The organism is Nitrobacter sp. Nb-311A, from assembly GCF_000152905.1.
GTDB lineage: Bacteria > Pseudomonadota > Alphaproteobacteria > Rhizobiales > Xanthobacteraceae > Nitrobacter.
This window is the reverse complement of the sequence record NZ_CH672417.1, coordinates 178,003-195,809: the sequence shown is the minus strand read 5'-3', so window position 1 is coordinate 195,809 and position 17,807 is coordinate 178,003. Positions and strand designations below refer to the sequence as shown.

Sequence of the window (17,807 nt, the reverse complement as noted above, 5' to 3'; positions counted from 1 at the left end):
TTGTTTGTCCTGTGTGGCGCACTCTCCGCAAGTCTCGTAAGAGGACTGCATGAACAGGACCGTCTTTTCCCTTCCCGCGCAAAGCGAGTACCTGACCGCCGGCGGTCTCTCGATCAGCCGGTCGATCGAGCATTTTACCGGCGGCAGCAGGCTCGACGACCTGATCGGCCTGCTCGACAGCCGGCGCGGCGTGGTGCTGTCGTCCGGCACGACGGTGCCGGGCCGTTATGAGAGTTTCGACCTCGGCTTTGCCGATCCGCCGCTCAAGATCGAAACCGCGGGATTCAGTTTTGCCATCGAGGCCACCAATGCGCGCGGCGAGGTGCTGATCGCTTTCCTTGGCGAGACCCTGAGCGAGCCCTGTGCGGTCCTCACTGAGAAGACCGCCCGCCGGATCGCTGGCCATATCGTGCGCGGCGATGCGCCGGTGGAGGAAGACCAGCGCACCCGGCGCGCAAGCGTGATGTCGCTGGTGCGGGGGCTGGTGGCGGCTTTTTCCTCGACGGCTGACCCCATGCTCGGGCTGTACGGCGCGTTCGCCTATGATCTCGTATTCCAGATTGAAGATCTGGTGCAGAAACGCGCGCGTGAAGACGATCAGCGCGACATCGTGCTGTTTATCCCCGACCACCTGCTCGCTTATGATCGCGCCACTGGCCGCGGAGTCGTACTGTCCTACGATTTCGCATGGAAGGACCGTTCCACCACGGGGCATCCGCGCGATACATCCGAAAGCGTCTACGCGAAGACATCGCGCCAGGGCTTTACCGATCACGCTCCGGGCGAATATCAGGCGACGGTGGAAACGGCGCGCGCCGCGTTCGCGCGCGGCGACCTGTTCGAGGCGGTCCCCGGGCAGTTGTTCGCCGAGCCCTGCGAACGCTCGCCGGCCGAGGTGTTTCAGCGGCTGTGCAGGATCAATCCGTCGCCCTATGGCGGATTGGTCAATCTCGGAGACGGCGAGTTTCTTGTTTCCGCCTCGCCGGAAATGTTCGTGCGCAGCGACGGTCGCCGCATCGAGACCTGTCCGATTTCCGGGACCATCGCGCGCGGCGCCGACGCCATTGGCGACGCCGAGCAGATCCGCGAGTTGCTCAACTCGGAGAAAGACGAATTCGAACTCAACATGTGCACCGACGTCGATCGCAACGACAAGGCGCGCATCTGCATGCCGGGAACGATCAAAGTGCTCGCCCGCCGCCAGATTGAGACGTATTCCAAGCTGTTTCATACCGTCGATCACGTCGAGGGCATCCTGCGGCCCGGTTTCGATGCGCTCGATGGATTCCTCACCCACGCATGGGCGGTGACGGTGACGGGTGCGCCGAAGAAGTGGGCGATCCAGTTCGTCGAGGACAACGAACGCTCGACGCGGCGCTGGTATGCCGGCGCGTTCGGTGTGGTCGGTTTCGATGGCTCGATCAACACCGGCCTGACCATCCGCACCATCCGTATGAAGGACGGCCTCGCCGAAGTGCGAGTCGGCGCGACCTGCCTGTTCGACAGCAAGCCGGAGCTCGAAGACCGAGAGTGCCAGACCAAGGCGGCGGCACTGTTCCAGGCGCTGCGCGGCGACGCGCCAAAGCCGCTCTCGGCGGTGGCGCCGGACGCGACCGGCTCCGGAAAACGCGTGTTGCTGATCGACCACGACGACAGTTTCGTGCACATGCTGGCGGATTATTTCCGGCAGGTCGGCGCGCGCGTCAGCGTCGTGCGCTACATCCATGCGCAGGACATGCTCGACAAGCAAAACTATGACCTGCTGGTGCTGTCGCCGGGTCCTGGCCGGCCTGAGGATTTCGGTATGGCCAAAACCATCGGCACTGCGCTGGAGAAGAATCTGCCGGTGTTCGGCGTCTGTCTCGGCTTGCAGGGGATCGGTGAATATTTTGGCGGCCGGCTCGGTCAGCTGGCGCAACCGGCGCATGGCAGGCCATCGCGCGTGCAAAATCGCGGCGGCCGGCTGATGCGCAATCTGCCGAACGAGATCGTGATCGGCCGCTATCATTCGCTCTATGTCGAGCGCGACCGCTTGCCCGACGTGCTGGAGGTGACGGCGACCACCGATGACGGGGTGCCGATGGCGATCGAGCACAAGTCGCTGCCGGTCGGCGGCGTGCAGTTTCATCCCGAATCGCTGATGTCGCTCGGCGGCGAGGTCGGCTTGCGGATCGTGGAGAACGCGTTCCGGCTTGCTATCGCTCCCTCCCCCCTTGCGGGGGAGGGTCGGGGGTGACCTGGATTCGGCCCGTCATTGCGGGGAGCGTAGCGACGAAGCACGTACTGCTTCCCTCCCCCACAAGGGGGGAGGGAACGAGGGGAATGCCAACACGATCGGATGTGAACACTCATGGTCCTTGAAGACGATCTGAAAGCCTCCGTCCGCACCATTCCGGATTATCCCAAGCCGGGGGTCATGTTTCGGGACATCACCACGCTCCTCGGTGATGCGCGGGCGTTCCGCCGCGCCGTCGATCAGCTTGTGCATCCCTGGGCCGGCTCGAAGATCGACAAGGTCGCGGGCATCGAGGCGCGCGGCTTTATCCTGGGCGGCGCGGTGGCGCATCAGGTGTCCGCAGGTTTCGTGCCGATCCGCAAGAAGGGCAAGCTGCCGCACCAGACCGTACGGATGGCCTATGCGCTCGAATACGGCACGGACGAAATGGAAATGCACGTCGACGCCATCGCGAAAGGCGAGCGCGTCATTCTGGTGGATGATCTGATCGCCACCGGCGGCACCGCCGAAGGCGCGGTGAAGCTGTTGCGCCAGATCGGCGCCGACGTGGTGGCGGCCTGCTTCATCATCGATCTGCCGGATCTCGGCGGCGCCGCCAAGCTGCGCGCAATGGATGTCCCGGTGCGGACGTTGATGGCATTCGGCGGACATTGAGCCTCCTTTGAGAATGAAGGCAATGGATCGCTGACCGCTGTTACATCAGTTGTCGTTCGATCTCGCGAAAGCCGAAATAGTTGTGGCGGATCCACTGGTGCAGTTCGGTTGAAGAATCCGTCTCCGTTCGCAGATACTCGGTGAACGAGAAAGTCAGCCGGTCGATGTAGGTTTTGATAAACGCGGGGAGTGCTGCGATGCGCATCACCCGATTGTGCATGAAAGCTTCGGGTAGCTTTCCGTGCAGAACGAACTCATTATCGATCGTCACGATGGCGTTGGGCGGCAGCGTTGCCCGCAAGGTCTGATAGCCGCGTGCGGAAACGCGGTCGCTGTCGGCGGTGAACAGGACAACCGGCGCCACCTCGCTCCGCGCGGCTTCCTTGACGAAGCCGATTTCATCGATCATCGCGAAGAATTCGTCGAAGGAGGGATAACCGAGGTCGACCACCTTGGCGAGACCATCATTGACGATCAACTGGTCCATCAACGCCATTTTTCCGAACGTGTCATCGATCGCCGCGGTCTCTGTGAGACGCGGCAGATAATCCACCAGGGACGGCTCCTTCAGGTTGACGTCAAAGGCGAGGACATCGCCCCGCTGCAAGCGAAGAAACTCGCTGAGCTGCCGTGCTATCAGCGTCTTGCCGACCTGCGGACGTGGCGAACAGATGATATAGACAGGAGTGCGAGGCATAGGGGATATATCGGAGTGACAGCCCCGATCCAACAGGATGCCGATAAACTCTCCACCGACATTCTTGCCGCGCCGCTGCGCAGGCAAGGACGCGCGGATCAGATTTTCAAGTTGACGCGATGGGAAAATGCGCAGCCGAAATGCGTTGCGCTGCGAACGCAAGTGTTCCGGCATATTCCCGGACCTGAAATCAGCTACTTGTTCGAGGCGCGGGAACCGCCCTTCTCCTTTGAGGCGACGATGTCGGTCAGCTTGATGCGGTCGTATTCGCTCCACACATTGGCGAGCCAGTGACGAACATAGCCGCGCAGGACGAAGGAGTAGTTCGCCGCTTCGTTCTTTGGTCCCTTATTGGCCACGAATCTGAGGAAGGGCACCGATGACACCTCGACCTGCTCGTACGCCATCTCGTTGAGCTTTGGGATGGTGATTTCGGTCGCATCCTTGATCTTGCGAAAGTAGGCGTTGTAGGTCGCCTGGTCCCACTCGAAGAAGCTCGTGTTGTTGATGAAGTTCTTCACCAGAAAATACTTGGCGCCGGTCATGAATCTGGCGGTTTCCGCGATCTCATCCAGCGAGGCGATGGAGGGGCCAAGGATGTGGAACACCGCGAATGTAATCTGCCCGCCCTTCGCCGCATCGAGAAAGCCGATGTCGCGAAGCGAGGCCAGAGCCGAAGACATGAGTCCGGCACGGACGTCGATCACGGTGATGCTGGCTTTGGCCGTGTTCAGCGTATCGAAGATCTTCATCTGATCCGCGGTCGACGTCATGTCGACGATCTCAGTGACGTCAGGATGAAAACGTTTTAGTGTGCCGCGAGGCGATTCCGTATCGAAGGCTCTGGCGGGTACGTTGTTGGCGTTGAAATAGTCGAGAATGGTGCGGGAAACCGTGGTTTTTCCGACCCCGCCTTTGTCCGCGCCCACCACAATCACTGCCGGCTTCGCCATGAGACCCCTTTGAGCAAGCTGAAATCGGCGACCGCGCATGACCCGCGCAGCCGGGTTGTCCCCTCAAATCTTTGCCTGGAACGGGACCATGGCAGAAACGAGGGAGAATTCAATTCGATATGTCAAATCTGGCAAAATTCATTGAGCCGCTGAGCAATCGTGGCGGCTATATAGCGTTTTCGAGCGCAGCATGTTCTCAAGCTTGACCCGGCGATGGATGACCTGTTCGCACCGGGAAAACGCGTCAAATCATAGAGCCCGCTTCTGATTCCATCAGAAGCGGGCTCTATGGTTTTGTTTTGTCGCGTTTTCTTCACGCGAACCGGTGTCCACTTCGCTCGAAAACGCTCTAGGTCATCGACTCATTAAATCGCAACCAGATGCGGATTGCGGCGAGTTTGATGCCAGCGAGGAAGTTGTCGTCACGCTTGTCGTAGCGGGTGGCGACGGCACGGTAATGCTTGATTTTATTGAAAAAGCGTTCGACCAGATTGCGCTTGCGATAGAGCCGCCTGTTGAAGCGCAGAGCCATGACGCGATTTGGCATCGGCTTCACGTTGGCTGTCGCGCCGCGCGCGGCCAGGGTCTGGCGCAGGGCGTTGGAATCATAGGCTCGATCGGCCAGCAGCACGTTGCCGCGCTCCACGGTGTCGATCATGTCCTGCGCGCTGCGTCCATCGTGGGCCTGGCCTTCGGTGATCTTGAGGTAGATCGGCAGGCCGCAGGCATCCACCAGCGCGTGGATCTTGGTTGTCAGCCCGCCGCGCGAGCGACCCATGCAACGGGATCTGGTCTGTTTTTTTGACCGTTGGCCGCATGCTGATGCACGCGGATCGACGAGGAGTCGATCATCTGGATGTCGCCATCATAAGCCTTTGAAACCGCCGACAGAATACGATCCCAAACGCCTGCCTTGCGCCACCGGTTGAAGCGGTTCACGCAGGTCGTATGCGGGCCGTAGCGCGCCGGAATATCCGCCCACGGCGCACCGGTACGCAGCCGCCAGAAGATCCCGTTCAGCACCCGCCGGTCATCCACCCGTGCAACGCCGCGCGATTTGTTCGGCAAAAGCGGCTGAATCACAGACCACTCGAAATCCGTCAGATCAAAACGAGCCATTCAATCCTCCTCCCTCCGGAGATTGAATCACGCCTCCCGTCCAAACGGAATCCCATTTATGGGTTCGTGACCTAGAAACGGAGATCATGAGTGAGGGCTTGGCGGGCCGGGAATGGGCGTCGCGGTCCCCTTCGGAGCCGGCTCGCTCCAAGGTCCTGGCGGAAGCTCTGGTAATTTCGGATCGGTCGCGGCGTGTTCGGTGTGCAACTGCATCGGTCCGGGATCGTGGCCGCCGGCATAGGTCACCAGCGCGCGCACCCGGGTTTCGATGGAAGGATGAGTAGCAAAAAGGTCGACGAAACCTTGACGCGGGTTGTCGACACACATTTCCATCACCGCCGAGGTTGCGCCCGGTAGTTCGCCGCGGTTCTCGATCTTGCGTAGCGCCGAGATCATGGCGTCGGGATTCTTGGTCAGCTCAACCGAGCCGGCGTCCGCCATCAATTCGCGCGAGCGCGACAGCGCCATCCGCACCACTTGCGACAGGAACCAGGCGAGCGCGATCAGCACGATCGCCAGGATCACGGCGATGACGCCGCCGCCGCCCTTGCCGTTGCCATCGCGGGAGGAGGATGAGCGCGAGGAACGCCAGCCTCGGCTGCCGATCCGCGCGCCGTTGTTGAGGAAGATGCGGAAAAACAATTCCGCGACGAAGCCGACCACGCCCGCGATGATGACGGCGACCACCATCAACTGAACGTCGCCGTTGCGAATGTGGGTCAGCTCGTGACCGAGCACCGCTTCCATCTCCCGATCGTTAAGCTGGTTCATCAGGCCGGTGGTGACGGTGATCGCATATTGACGGCGGTTGAGGCCGGTGGCGAAGGCGTTGATCGCGTTGGTGTCGATCACCTTCAGCTTCGGCATCGGGATGCCGCGCGAGATGCAAAGGTTTTCCAGCAAGTTGTAGAGCTGCGGCTGTTCCTTGCGAGTGACATCATGGCCGCCGGTGACCGCGTCGATGATCGACTGATGGGAGAAATAGGCGACCACGATCCACAGCGCCGAACCCGCTGTGGCCCAGGGGAGAGCGGCGATCAGGTCATGCCAGGCGTTGGTGATGTAGAACGCTGCCGGGTAATCCATGCCGCGCCGAAACACTTCGGCAATCAACGCGCCAGCGAACACCATCACGTAAATCAGGACGAACAGCCCGGCGAGCAGAAACATCGATCGAATTCTGTTCGACGCGATGTGGGTGTAAAGACCGTAGGCTGCCATCAGGCCAATCCGTTTGCAGCGCTCTGCGCAGGGGCGACTCGTGTCCTTTCCGCTCTCGTGCAAAGGAGGGGAGGGCGCCTATCCTGCCCGTTTTGATACATGGCAAGAACTCAGAATTTCACCTGCGGCGTCTGCTCTACTGTGGCGCGGCTTGCGCCGAGATCGAAAAACTCCTTCGGCGTGAAACCGAACGCGCCCGCGAACAGAGCCGCCGGCAACTGCTGAATAGCGGTGTTGTATTCCTGGACAGCGTTGTTGAAGAAACGGCGGCTTGCGGCGACCTTGTTTTCGATGTCGGACAGCTCGCCGGCAAGCTGCTGGAAATTGGCGTTGGCCTTGAGGTCCGGATAAGCCTCCGATAACGCGATCAGCCTGCCGAGCGCGCCGCTCAACTGGTTCTCGGCGGCGCCGACCTGCGCCGGCCCCTGCGCGGACATCGCGATGTTCCGAGCCTTGATCACGTCATCCAGCGTTCCACGCTCGTGCGCGGCATAGCCTTTCACGGTTTCGACAAGGTTCGGGATCAGGTCGTGACGCTGCTTGAGCTGCACGTCGATGTCGGCAAAGGCCTGTCCGACGCGCTGACTGAGCGCGACCAGCCGATTATAGGCGACAAGTGCGATCACAGCGACGGCGACGATGACGCCGAGAAGAATCAAGCCGGTCGACATGAGAAGAGGCTCCTGATGAGAGGATGCGATCGCGGTCACCGTAGACGATATTTCGCGCGAACGGCAGGTTCCGCCGGGAGGCGGCGCCTTTTGGTCGGGAAAACTCTTAGAAAAGTTCAAGTTGCCCGGTATTTTGTTCTGTGGGAAGCGGATGTAGGATGTGGACGTGGCGGATCAGGATGATGAGCGCATGATCGCGGACGAACAGTCTTTTGGCGCAGGCGTGGCCAGTGCCGTTGATCCGAGCACCGGCACGTCGCGAATGATGCGCGGTGTTTTCCTGGTGCTGGGGATCTGTTTCGTTGCGCTCGGCTTCATCGGCGCGTTCCTGCCGGTTCTGCCCACGACGCCGTTTCTGATTCTGGCCGCCGCTTGTTTTGCCCGTTCATCGCCACGGCTTGAAACCTGGCTGTTGCAGCATCCGCGTTTTGGCTCGCTGCTGCGTGGCTGGCGTGAGCGTGGCGCTATTCCCGTAAAGGCCAAGCTGATGGCGCTCGGCGGCATGGCGATCGGCTTTGCCGGATTTTGGTATGGCAGCCATCCGGGGCCATGGCTCACGGTGGCGGTAGCGCTTCTGATGCTGAGCGGGCTGGCTTACGTCTTTACGCGGCCGTCGTAGCTGGCGGAAATAGGGCGTCACGTTTCGGCGGTGTTGACAATGTCGCCCCAACCGACCCGGCGCACACGGGAATATCTGGCCTTATCACGACGGGGGACGATGGCGAGGCCAACGCCGCCATTCGGCCGGCACAGCTTGATCCGCATTTCAATCTTGTTGACGAGCGGAGGCGCCAGCACCCGCGCCGGACGTTGTCTGGCAGGCGTTCGCGCCAGCGCAACGTAGCTGAATTTTTCGTCCTCGAAAGCAAGTCCTGCGCCCTTGATGTATTTGTGCGCGCGGGACCTGGGCAGCCGCTGGACGAAATGGCACCAGTCCAGCGCGGCTCGTTGTTCTGGCGCGTTTCCTTCAGGCGAAGCAGCGCCTGCCTCACTTGGAAACGCTGCGAGCGGACATTCGCCATCGTGCGGGCAGGGCGCAATGACATGCGCGCCTTGCGCGATCAGCCGGCGGCGCAGGTCGATAATCCGCCGATAGCCGGCGGGCGTGCCGGGTTCGACGACGAGCAGCGTGTCGCGGGTCGCCGCCCACATCAACTCAGCGAGCGTGATTTGCCGGTCGGCGGGCATTTCGCCAAGGACATAGCTCGCGACGACGAGGTCGGCGCTCCCGGCCGCATCGCGAAGTCCGGTCGCCGCTTCGGTTCGCGCATAGCTGAGACCTTGCAGCCGTATCTCCTCGCCGGCGAGGTCCAGTGCAAGCGACCGCAGCGCCGGATTGGCGTCGATCGCCGCGAACGCGTCGAGGGATTCAAACGCCCGCGCCGCGGCCCAGGTCGCTGTACCCGGGCCGGCGCCGACGTCGAGCAGGCTGAGGGGCATGAACTGCGGACGTATCTCGCGGAGGGCATTGAGGCTGGCCACCACGGCCGCATAAGTCGCGGGCATCCGCGACAATGCATAGGCGAGGGCGTCGGATTCGTTTCCAATCGTGCTCGAACCGCCGCCGCTCCGATAAGTTTGCGAGATCGCCGCCGCGCGAACGGTGGCATCTCTGCGGGAGAGGCCCTGTGCTTTCCGCTGCAATGCGGCCTTCAGTTCGGCAGGTAGATCGGGCGGGATCATGATGGCCTTTGTTCCGCTCCCGCGACGGAAGAGGAACAGGTCACGCGACGTTCTGGTCGAGAATCTTCACCGCGTTTTCAAGATCGACCGACACCAGTTGCGAAACGCCGCGTTCGGCCATGGTGACACCGAACAGCCGGTTCATCCGCGCCATGGTGATCGGATTGTGGGTGATGATGATGAAGCGCGTCTCCGTGGACGAGGTCATCTCGTGCAGGAGATTGCAGAAGCGCTCGACGTTGTGGTCATCGAGCGGCGCATCGACCTCGTCGAGCACGCAGATCGGCGACGGATTGGTGAGGAATACCGCGAAGATCAGCGCCAGTGCTGTCAGCGCCTGCTCGCCGCCCGAGAGCAGCGACAGTGTCTGCGGCTTCTTGCCCGGCGGCTTGGCGATGATTTCGAGGCCGGCTTCCAGCGGATCGTCGCTTTCGATCAGATGCAGCGCCGCCTCGCCGCCGCCGAACAGATCGGTGAACAGCCGCTTGAAATGGGTGTTGACGGTTTCGAACGAGGTCAGAAGCCGTTCCCGCGCCTCGCGGTTGAGGCTCTGGATGCCGGTGCGCAGCTTCTTGATGGCCTCAACGAGATCGTCACGCTCGGTGGCGAGCGAGGAGTGCTGGGTTTCGACCTCGCGCAGTTCCTCCTCGGCCCGCAGGTTGACGGCGCCGAGACGGTCGCGGTCGCGGCGCAGCTTTTCGAGATCGGCCTCGATTTCCGGCAGCGGCGGCAGGTCGACGCCGGATTGAATCTCGGCGAGTGAAGTCACTGCGTCGGGTTCGACCTCGAGCATGTCGCGGATTTCCCGTTCGGTATCCTCGAGTCGCCGCTTGCTTCCGTCCATGCGCTCTTCGGCGCGCGCCGTTGCCTCGCGCGCGCTCGACAGCGCCTCAAGCGAGTTTTTCGCGGCGCGATCGGTTTCCGCCATCACGGCCTCGGCGGCGGCGAGCGCGTCAGCCGCGTCGCGGCGATCCTGCTCGGCATGCGCGATCTCGCTGATGATCGCGCTGCGCTTTTCCGCAAACAGCGCTGGAGCGTTGTCGAGGTCGGCGCGCTCGGCCCTCACCTCGGTCACACGCGCCTCGATGGTCGCGATCTGCGAGGCCGCGCTTTGCTTGCGGGTCTGCCATTCGTTGCGTTCGGCGGATATCGCCTGCAGGCGACGGTCCGCGAGTTCGGCTTCGCGCGCCAGCGCCTGGGCCTCGGCGCGCACCTGGGCGGCGAGCCGGCGGTGACCCTCGATTTCGGTTCGCACCTCGCCGAGTTTCGTCTCGGTGTCGAAGCTCGGCGGCAGCTCGCCGAGAGCCGCCGTCGCGGCTTCGTGGGCGGCGGCGACCTCGAGGCGGTCGTTGGTCAGGCGGCTGTGCGCCTCGGTGAGCGCCGAGCGGCGCGCCGCATGGCGGTTGATCTCGCGCTCGGCGCTCGCATGACGTTCGCGCGCGGCATCGACCTCGCGCTGCGCCGCGCGCCAGGCATTGCGCGCCTCGCTCTCGGCCGATGCGGCGGCGGTAACGGTCTGGTTCGCGGCGGCGACGGCCTGCTGCGCCGCCTCCAGCGCCTGACGCCGCTCGGAGACCTCAGCGCGCGCGCGCTCGATCTCGCTCTCGATATCGGTCAGCCTCGCTCGCTCGGCGAGACGCCGCGCCGCGCCGGTCGGCGCATGGGCCGCGGTCACGAAGCCATCCCAGCGCCAGACGTCGCCTTCGAGCGATACCAGCCGCTGCCCGGTTTTCAGATGGGCAACCAGTTCCGCGCCGCGCTCCCTGGCGATGACGCCGATCTGCGCAAGACGCCGGGCCAATTCAGGCGGCGCCTGCACATGGGCCGCAAGGGATTCCACGCCTTCGGGCAGCGCCGGATCGTGCGCGGCGACGGCGGCGCCGGTCCAGCGCATCGGCGCGGACGGGTCCACCGGTGCATCGAGGTCGTCGCCGAGCACGGCGCCGATGGCCTTCTCATAGCCCTTGTCGACGCTGATGCCGTCGATGATCGGCGGCCACAGGTTCTTGCTTTCGCCGTTGAGAATCTTGGCGATGGTCTTGGCTTCGGTTTCGAGCCGCTGCGCGCGCTTGTCGGCATCCTGCAGCGGTCCGCGCGCCGCTTCGACGCCGGCGCGGGCAGCGTCGAGCTGGCTGCGCGCAGCGGCATGTTCGGTCTCGCGTTCGCGGCTCAGGCTTTCCGATCGGGCGAGCGCCTGCTGCGCGTTTTCGATGGCTGTGGTCAGTGCGTCGAGATCGCCAAAGCCGCTGGTCTGCTGCGCCAGCGCCTCGGTCTCGCGCTGAACCCCTGCGATGTCCTGATCGATGCGTGCGAGACGGTCGCGATGGGTTCGCACGTTCGATTCAAGCTGGTTGCGTTTGGCGGTGAGGTCGGCCAGCGCCCGCGTCAAATCGGCAAACGTGGCCTCCGTCGCGGCGAGCGTCGCCTCCGCCCGCGCCGCCCTCTCGTCGACGCCGCTGCGCATCTCGATGCGCGACTTGATCTCGTCCTTCAACTCAGTGTCCTCGACGTCGAGCCGCTGCAAGGCGGCGTCGGCGTCGGACGACTGCTGTTGTTCGCGTCCGGCATCGGATGCAAACTGCGTCAGCCGGCGATCGAGTTCGGCGGCGCGCTCCTTCGCGTGCTCCTCTTCGCGATCCAGCATCTCGCGCGCGTTTGTAAGGCGCTGCAAGCCGGCGGCGGCGCGGGCTTCCGCCTCGCGCAACGCCGGCAGCTCAGCCGCGCGTTCCGCCTGGAGCCGGGCCGCTTCGGCCTGCTCGCGGGTGCGTTCGGCCAGTTCGCGGACATTGACGTCGTGGGTTCTGGCGGCCTCCGCCACCTCGGCCTGGGCTTCGAGCCAGCGCAGGTGGAACAGCATCGCCTCCGCCTTGCGCACTTTCGCGGCAACGTCCCGATAACGGATTGCCTGGCGCGCCTGCTTCTTGAGCCCCTCCATCTGGCCGGCGAGTTGGCCGATCACGTCCTCGACGCGCGTGAGATTGGTCTCGGCGGCCTTCAGCCGCAACTCGGCCTCGTGACGGCGCGCATGCAGGCCAGCCACGCCGGCGGCGTCTTCCAGCACGCGGCGGCGCTGTTCGGGCTTCGCCTGGATGATCTCGCCGATCTTGCCCTGATGCACCAGCGCCGGCGAGCGCGCGCCGGTGGCTGCGTCGGCAAACAGAATCTGCACGTCGCGGGCGCGCACGTCCTTGCCGTTGATGCGGTAGACCGAGCCGGCCTCGCGCTCGATCCGGCGCGAGATCTCAAGCGCCTCGGAATCGTTGAAAGCGGACGGCGCTGAGCGATCCGAATTGTCGATCGACATCACCACCTCGGCGTTGTTACGCGCCGGACGGTTGCCGCTGCCTGCGAAGATCACCGCGTCCATGTCCGCGGCGCGCAGCGATTTGTACGAGGTCTCGCCCATCGCCCAGCGCAGCGCCTCGACCAGATTGGACTTGCCGCAACCGTTTGGCCCGACCACGCCGGTGAGACCCGGCTCGATCACGAAATCGGTGGGTTCAACGAACGACTTGAAGCCGTGAAGGCGAAGGCGCGTGAGTTTCATGGATACTCTATTGTGCTGGCAAGACGCGAATCAGCCCGCAACCACAATACCATAAGTACTGTCGTTAGCCCTGAGTCGCGCCTCGCGAGGCTCGACAATGGCGATGGCGACGTGCCAGAGCAACCGCGCAGACAAGCTTTTCCAGAGGCTTTTACGAGGATTAGAAACCCCGCCGGTGTTTTCGCATGCTTGCTTGCCGCCTTACTTTTTCAACAAGGGATCGATCTTCTTTTTGAGTTCTTCGAACGAGGTCTCGCCCTTCACCATTTCGCCGTTGATGAAAAACGTCGGCGTCGAATTCACCTTCAGAACTTCATTGGCGTATTTCTGGTCGGCTGCAATCTTGTCGAGCAAGGCCTGATCCTTCAGACAGCTTTCAACCTCATCTCCCGTCAGTCCGGTCTGCTTGCCGATCAGCTTCAGCGATTCCGTCGTTTTTGATCCGGTCCATGTGTCCTGAGACCTGAACAGCGTGTCGATCACGGCGAAATATTTTGCCCCATCGTCCTTGGCGATGCAGCGGGCCAGCATCGCGCCAGCGGCGGCCTTGAGGTCGAGTGGAAACTCCCGGAACACATAGCGGATCTTGTGGGTGTCGATGTATTCTGCCTTGATCTTCGGGAACACGTCTTCGGCGAACCGCGCGCAATGCGGACACGTCATTGAGGCGTATTCGGTGATGGTGACGGCGGCATCCTTGGGTCCGAGCGCCATGTCCGGCAGCGAGACAGGTTTGGCGACGTCCGCGGCGGTGGCGCTTTGAGCCAGGGCCTCACCGATCAGGCGCAAGGGCGCAAGCCCCAGGAAGGCGGCGAGGCCGGTCAGCGAGACGGCGGTATTTACGACGCGGCGCGTGATGATCAACGGTCTTCTCCCGAAAACGGCGCAAGCGCCCTGACGACAATTGTTCGCTAGCTTGAAACCAGAATTGTGGCAATGGCGCGCTGTGGGCGGCGTGCTTCATCATCGCCTCAATTCCGTTTGATCGAGGCACCGAGGCGCGCCAGCGCCGCGCGTAGGTCGGTGTCCTCGATCGAGGAGAGCGTTCCGGCTACCTTTGCCACCTCCGTCGGATCGGGCAGACGGACACTTTTCCGCAAAGTCTTGCGCGACAAAGGGGCCTGGCGCAAGGCCAGCCGGCCGACCGCGTTCCAGCCGAAGAAGCGATTGACCCTCTGCAGAATGACGTCAGAGGAATGCTGGATTTCCAGCGCGACGGGACCTTCGACCCGCAACACCAGCGTTGCCGGCTCCTGCGGCTGCCCTTCTATCGGGCGAGGCCACCGAATTTTCATCGGTTCGGAATGAGCGGCGATCTCGGGTCCGGCGATTTCCGCCCAGCGGGTCACCAGTTCGCGTGAGGCAAATCCCTGCCGCGCATAGGCATCGGAGAAGACATCACCGAGCAATGCCGACAGTGGCTTGGCTGAGATCGGGCCGGGCTTGGACATTAGCGGACTATAACATGTCGGACTTTCGTTTGGGATGAGGCTGGCGCGAGGGCGTCATGGCCGGACTTGTTCCGGTCATCCACGTCTTGCCGGTCCAAAATGAATAAAGACGTGGATGTCCGCGATGGGGCGCGGCATGACGTGGAGAGGTTTTCGTCGAACGTCTAAAGTCAAGACATGGCGGCATCTGCGGAAAACGGAGAGCAAAGAAGGGGTGATTCTGCGATGGCAAGCCGTCCCGCGCGGCTGCTGGAGTGGTACGACCGCAATCGCCGCCGGCTGCCGTGGCGCGTCCTTCCCGGCGAGACGGTCGATCCCTATCGGATCTGGCTGTCCGAGATCATGCTGCAACAGACCACCGTGAAGGCGGTCGGACCTTATTTCGAAAAGTTTCTGGCGCGCTGGCCGGATGTTGAGTCGATGGGGCGCGCCTCGCTCGACGATATCTTACGGATGTGGGCGGGGCTCGGCTACTATTCGCGCGCGCGCAATCTTCATGCCTGCGCCGCCAAGGTGCTGCGCGATCACGGCGGCCGTTTTCCCGATACGGAAGAGGGCTTACGCGCGCTGCCGGGGATCGGTCCCTATACCGCGGCGGCGATCGCCGCCATCGCCTTCAATCGCCGCACCATGCCGGTGGACGGCAATATCGAACGTGTGGTGACGCGGCTGTTCGCTATGGACGAGCCGCTGCCGAAGGCGAAGCCGCATATTCAGGCGCTTGCAGCGACGTTGCTGGATGGATGCCGCGCTGGCCGCGACGGCAAGAGCCGCGCTGGCGACGTGAAGACACGCGCGGGGGATATCGCGCAGGCATTGATGGATCTTGGCGCCGCCATCTGCACACCGAAGAAGCCTGGCTGCGTGCTGTGTCCGCTCAATGATGATTGCGCCGCGCGCGCTCGCGGCGATCAGGAAACCTTCCCTCGCAAGGCGCCGAAGAAGGCGGGCGAGTTGCGGCGCGGCGCGGCCTTCGTCGTGAGGCGTGGCAACGAGGTGCTGGTCCGCACGCGCCCGGCGAAAGGCCTGCTCGGAGGCATGACCGAAGTTCCGACATCGGCGTGGCTCGCCGCGCAGGATGATGGGGCGGCCCTGAAGCAGGCGCCGTTCCTCGAAAGCGCGCCACGCTGGCAGCGCAAGATTGGCGCGGTCACGCATGTTTTCACGCATTTCCCGCTGGAGCTTGCTGTCTATACCGCAGCCGTCGCCACGCGGACCGCCGCGCCCGAGGGGATGCGCTGGGTCCCGATCGCCCGGCTGAACGATGAAGCGCTGCCCAACCTGATGCGCAAGGTCATTGCGCACGGCTTGGGTGATGAGATGGAAATCCATCCGCTCGCAACCCGTCGCAAGCAACAGGAAGATCCTTCGTCGTGAGCCGAAGGGTCTTATTGCCCGCGAGAAGACGGATCAGGCCACCTTCGTCTTCATGTGGCGGTACAGGAAGCCCAGCGCTTCCTCGTCGTTTTCCGTCTTGAAGGTGAACCTGTCTTTCAGCGCGATCGATCTCGCCGCGGCCGGACGCGCCGAGATCTCGTCCAGCAGCCGTTTGAAGTTCGGATATTTGGCGACGCCGCTGTCGCCGATCACGCGGGGCGCCATGCGGGCCCAGCCCCAGAACGCCATATCGACAATCGTATAGCTGCTTCCGACCATGTAGCGGCTGCCGGCAAGATGGTCGTCGAGAACCTTGTAGTGACGATGCGCCTCGAACTGATAACGGTTGAGCGCGTAGTCCAGACCTTTCGGCGCGTAATCCTTGAAATGCACGGCCTGTCCGGAATACGGCCCGAGCCCGCTTGCGATGAACATCATCCACGACAGCAGTTGCGCGCGATTGGCCGGCGTGTTCTCCGGCATGAACTTGCCGGTCTTTTCGCCGAGGTAAAGAAGAATGGCATTGCTGTCGAAGACGAATACGCCGTCGTCATCGATTGCCGGAACCTTGCCGTTCGGATTCACCTTCAGAAATTCCGGCTTGAACTGATCGCCCTTGCGGGTGTCGACCGGCACGAGTTCAAAGGGAAGACCGGCTTCTTCCAGAAACAGCGCGATCTTGTTCGGGTTCGGCGCGCCATTGAAATAGAACTTGATCATTGAAAACTCCACTGTCCGTGCTTGAGAGAGAAGCGAGATTTGAATCGGGATGACCGGAGGAAGTCCGCAGGGCGGCCATTCACTGCGCGGATTTTGAGATCAATGCAACGGACGAGTTTTGCTATAGCGTTTCGAGCGAAGCATGTCCTCGGGCGCAACCGGGATGGATGACCTGCTTCGCGTGAAGAAAACGCGTTAACAAGCGCTTCAGTCTGGCGCCATCTGGCTGCGGATTTCCGCGCGCAACTCGTCGATCAGCCTGAGGCCCTTGCTGGTTTCGATGTGCCAGAAGGTCCAGCCGTTGCAGGCGCTCGCACCTTGCGCCACCGCGCCGATGCGGTGGATCGAGCCGACCTTGTCGCCGAGCATGATGGCTCCGTCAGCGCGCACCAGCGCGCCATGGCGTTTCTTTGCATCGACGAGTTTCGCGCCGGGCGAAATCATTCCGCGCTCGATCAGTTCGGAGAACGCCACGCGCGGTGCCTCGCGTGCGGTCATGAAAGGAGCAAGGGTAGCTTCGGGAAGCGGTTCGACCGCCGCAATGCGCTTCTCGGCAGCCGCCGCGTAGGCTTGGTCACGTTCGAAGCCGATATAGCTGCGGCCGAGCCGCTTGGCGACCGCGCCTGTCGTGCCGGTGCCGTTGAACGGATCGATGACGAGATCGCCAGGCTTGGAGGATGAGAGCAGCACGCGCGCCAGCAGACCCTCGGGCTTCTGGGTCGGATGAATCTTTCGGCCGTCCTTGCCCTTCAGACGTTCGTTACCTGTGCAAAGCGGAATCAGCCAATCCGAGCGCGCCTGCACGTCCTCGTTGGCGGCTTTCAACGCCTCGTAGTTGAAGGTGTAGCCTTTGGCGTTTTCGTCGCGCGCCGCCCAGATCATGGTCTCATGGGCGTTGGTGAAGCGGCGGCCGCGGAAGTTCGGCATCGGATTGGTCTTGCGCCAGACGATGTCGTTGAGGACCCAGAAGCCGAGGTCCTGCATCATCGCGCCGACGCGGAAGATGTTGTGATATGATCCGATCACCCAGATGGTGGCCGATGGCTTCATGACGCGGCGGCAGGCGAGAAGCCAGGCGCGCGTGAAATCGTCATAAGCGGAGAAGGACGAGAACTTGTCCCATTCGCTGTTTACGGCGTCGACGTGCGATTCATCCGGACGCTTGAGCTCCCCCTTGAGTTGCAGATTGTACGGCGGATCCGCAAATATCAGATCGGCCGATCCGGCTGGAAGTTTCGACATTCCGGCGACGCAGTCGCCAATGATGATGCGCGAAACGGGAGAGTCAAATTTAGTGCGGGACGCCTTTGCAGACGCCCCGCGACGCGACACACCCATGACTCAAATACTCTGACTCAGGCGACGCTGTCGGCGACGCGGGACCAAACAACCGACTGGCGCTACAGTGACCTGCCAAAGTAAAAATCGACTTAATTGCAGAAAGCTTTCGTCCGACGGAATGCAAGTTTGTCAAACAT

At 62.6% G+C, this 17,807-nt stretch carries 14 protein-coding genes and 1 pseudogene; 4 read left to right on the top strand and 11 right to left on the bottom strand.

The window, feature by feature from the left end; genetic code table 11:
- The first annotated feature begins 49 nt into the window (after positions 1-49).
- On the top strand, positions 50-2,236 hold the full coding sequence (locus tag NB311A_RS12185; protein ID WP_009798872.1) for an anthranilate synthase component I: 2,187 nt from the start codon (positions 50-52) through the stop codon (positions 2,234-2,236).
- Between the two features lie 114 nt (positions 2,237-2,350).
- On the top strand, positions 2,351-2,890 hold the full coding sequence (locus NB311A_RS12180; RefSeq protein ID WP_009798871.1) for an adenine phosphoribosyltransferase: 540 nt from the start codon (positions 2,351-2,353) through the stop codon (positions 2,888-2,890).
- A gap of 40 nt (positions 2,891-2,930) precedes the next feature.
- Here the strand turns inward: NB311A_RS12180 and NB311A_RS12175 are convergent, their stop codons facing one another.
- The 5 genes and pseudogenes from NB311A_RS12175 to NB311A_RS12150 all read right to left on the bottom strand — a co-directional run bounded on the left by NB311A_RS12175 (position 2,931) and on the right by NB311A_RS12150 (position 7,551).
- Positions 2,931-3,587 (bottom strand): hypothetical protein, encoded by a 657-nt coding sequence (locus NB311A_RS12175; RefSeq protein ID WP_040675161.1) that lies wholly within the window; start codon positions 3,585-3,587, stop codon positions 2,931-2,933.
- 194 nt (positions 3,588-3,781) lie between these two features.
- Positions 3,782-4,540, bottom strand: coding sequence for a hypothetical protein (locus NB311A_RS12170; RefSeq protein ID WP_040675008.1), 759 nt, complete (start codon positions 4,538-4,540; stop codon positions 3,782-3,784).
- A 349-nt stretch (positions 4,541-4,889) separates the two neighbouring features.
- Positions 4,890-5,659, bottom strand: a pseudogene (locus tag NB311A_RS20585) (IS5 family transposase).
- An 84-nt stretch (positions 5,660-5,743) separates the two neighbouring features.
- Positions 5,744-6,880, bottom strand: a complete 1,137-nt coding sequence (locus NB311A_RS12155) for a M48 family metallopeptidase (RefSeq protein ID WP_009798868.1) — start codon at positions 6,878-6,880, stop codon at positions 5,744-5,746.
- Between the two features lie 110 nt (positions 6,881-6,990).
- Positions 6,991-7,551 (bottom strand): LemA family protein, encoded by a 561-nt coding sequence (locus tag NB311A_RS12150; protein ID WP_040675006.1) that lies wholly within the window; start codon positions 7,549-7,551, stop codon positions 6,991-6,993.
- 265 nt (positions 7,552-7,816) lie between these two features.
- Here NB311A_RS12150 and NB311A_RS12145 point away from each other — a divergent pair, with 265 nt between their 5' ends.
- On the top strand, positions 7,817-8,170 hold the full coding sequence (locus NB311A_RS12145; RefSeq protein WP_050752114.1) for a YbaN family protein: 354 nt from the start codon (positions 7,817-7,819) through the stop codon (positions 8,168-8,170).
- 17 nt (positions 8,171-8,187) lie between these two features.
- Here NB311A_RS12145 and NB311A_RS12140 read toward each other — a convergent pair whose 3' ends face one another.
- The 4 genes from NB311A_RS12140 to NB311A_RS12125 form a co-directional block, all read right to left on the bottom strand.
- Entirely contained in the window at positions 8,188-9,234 is a 1,047-nt protein-coding gene (locus tag NB311A_RS12140; protein ID WP_009798865.1) for a small ribosomal subunit Rsm22 family protein, read from the bottom strand.
- Positions 9,235-9,274: 40 nt separating this feature from the next.
- Positions 9,275-12,781, bottom strand: a complete 3,507-nt coding sequence (gene smc, locus NB311A_RS12135) for a chromosome segregation protein SMC (RefSeq protein WP_009798864.1) — start codon at positions 12,779-12,781, stop codon at positions 9,275-9,277.
- A 201-nt stretch (positions 12,782-12,982) separates the two neighbouring features.
- A complete protein-coding gene (locus NB311A_RS12130; protein WP_009798863.1) occupies positions 12,983-13,645 on the bottom strand; it encodes a DsbA family protein in 663 nt (220 codons plus the stop codon).
- Between the two features lie 107 nt (positions 13,646-13,752).
- On the bottom strand, positions 13,753-14,232 hold the full coding sequence (locus NB311A_RS12125; protein WP_009798862.1) for a DUF721 domain-containing protein: 480 nt from the start codon (positions 14,230-14,232) through the stop codon (positions 13,753-13,755).
- Between the two features lie 225 nt (positions 14,233-14,457).
- Here NB311A_RS12125 and NB311A_RS12120 point away from each other — a divergent pair, with 225 nt between their 5' ends.
- Positions 14,458-15,609 (top strand): A/G-specific adenine glycosylase, encoded by a 1,152-nt coding sequence (locus NB311A_RS12120; RefSeq protein WP_009798861.1) that lies wholly within the window; start codon positions 14,458-14,460, stop codon positions 15,607-15,609.
- A gap of 33 nt (positions 15,610-15,642) precedes the next feature.
- Here NB311A_RS12120 and NB311A_RS12115 read toward each other — a convergent pair whose 3' ends face one another.
- Together NB311A_RS12115 and NB311A_RS12110 are read right to left on the bottom strand one after the other, a co-directional pair.
- Positions 15,643-16,329 (bottom strand): glutathione S-transferase family protein, encoded by a 687-nt coding sequence (locus NB311A_RS12115; RefSeq protein WP_009798860.1) that lies wholly within the window; start codon positions 16,327-16,329, stop codon positions 15,643-15,645.
- Positions 16,330-16,536: 207 nt separating this feature from the next.
- Positions 16,537-17,667, bottom strand: coding sequence for a site-specific DNA-methyltransferase (locus NB311A_RS12110; protein ID WP_009798859.1), 1,131 nt, complete (start codon positions 17,665-17,667; stop codon positions 16,537-16,539).
- Positions 17,668-17,807: the final 140 nt, after the last annotated feature.

Bases quoted from the DNA above. Each gene is read 5' to 3' on its own strand.
- NB311A_RS12150 (WP_040675006.1), bottom strand. From the start codon at position 7,551: ATGTCGACCGGCTTGATTCTTCTCGGCGTCATCGTCGCCGTCGCTGTG.
- NB311A_RS12185 (WP_009798872.1), top strand. From the start codon at position 50: ATGAACAGGACCGTCTTTTCCCTTCCCGCGCAAAGCGAGTACCTGACC.
- smc (WP_009798864.1), bottom strand. From the start codon at position 12,781: ATGAAACTCACGCGCCTTCGCCTTCACGGCTTCAAGTCGTTCGTTGAA.
- NB311A_RS12155 (WP_009798868.1), bottom strand. From the start codon at position 6,880: ATGGCAGCCTACGGTCTTTACACCCACATCGCGTCGAACAGAATTCGA.
- NB311A_RS12110 (WP_009798859.1), bottom strand. From the start codon at position 17,667: ATGGGTGTGTCGCGTCGCGGGGCGTCTGCAAAGGCGTCCCGCACTAAA.
- NB311A_RS12170 (WP_040675008.1), bottom strand. From the start codon at position 4,540: ATGGCGAAGCCGGCAGTGATTGTGGTGGGCGCGGACAAAGGCGGGGTC.
- NB311A_RS12115 (WP_009798860.1), bottom strand. From the start codon at position 16,329: ATGATCAAGTTCTATTTCAATGGCGCGCCGAACCCGAACAAGATCGCG.
- NB311A_RS12120 (WP_009798861.1), top strand. From the start codon at position 14,458: ATGGCAAGCCGTCCCGCGCGGCTGCTGGAGTGGTACGACCGCAATCGC.
- NB311A_RS12125 (WP_009798862.1), bottom strand. From the start codon at position 14,232: ATGTCCAAGCCCGGCCCGATCTCAGCCAAGCCACTGTCGGCATTGCTC.
- NB311A_RS12175 (WP_040675161.1), bottom strand. From the start codon at position 3,587: ATGCCTCGCACTCCTGTCTATATCATCTGTTCGCCACGTCCGCAGGTC.
- NB311A_RS12145 (WP_050752114.1), top strand. From the start codon at position 7,817: ATGCGCGGTGTTTTCCTGGTGCTGGGGATCTGTTTCGTTGCGCTCGGC.
- NB311A_RS12140 (WP_009798865.1), bottom strand. From the start codon at position 9,234: ATGATCCCGCCCGATCTACCTGCCGAACTGAAGGCCGCATTGCAGCGG.
- NB311A_RS12180 (WP_009798871.1), top strand. From the start codon at position 2,351: ATGGTCCTTGAAGACGATCTGAAAGCCTCCGTCCGCACCATTCCGGAT.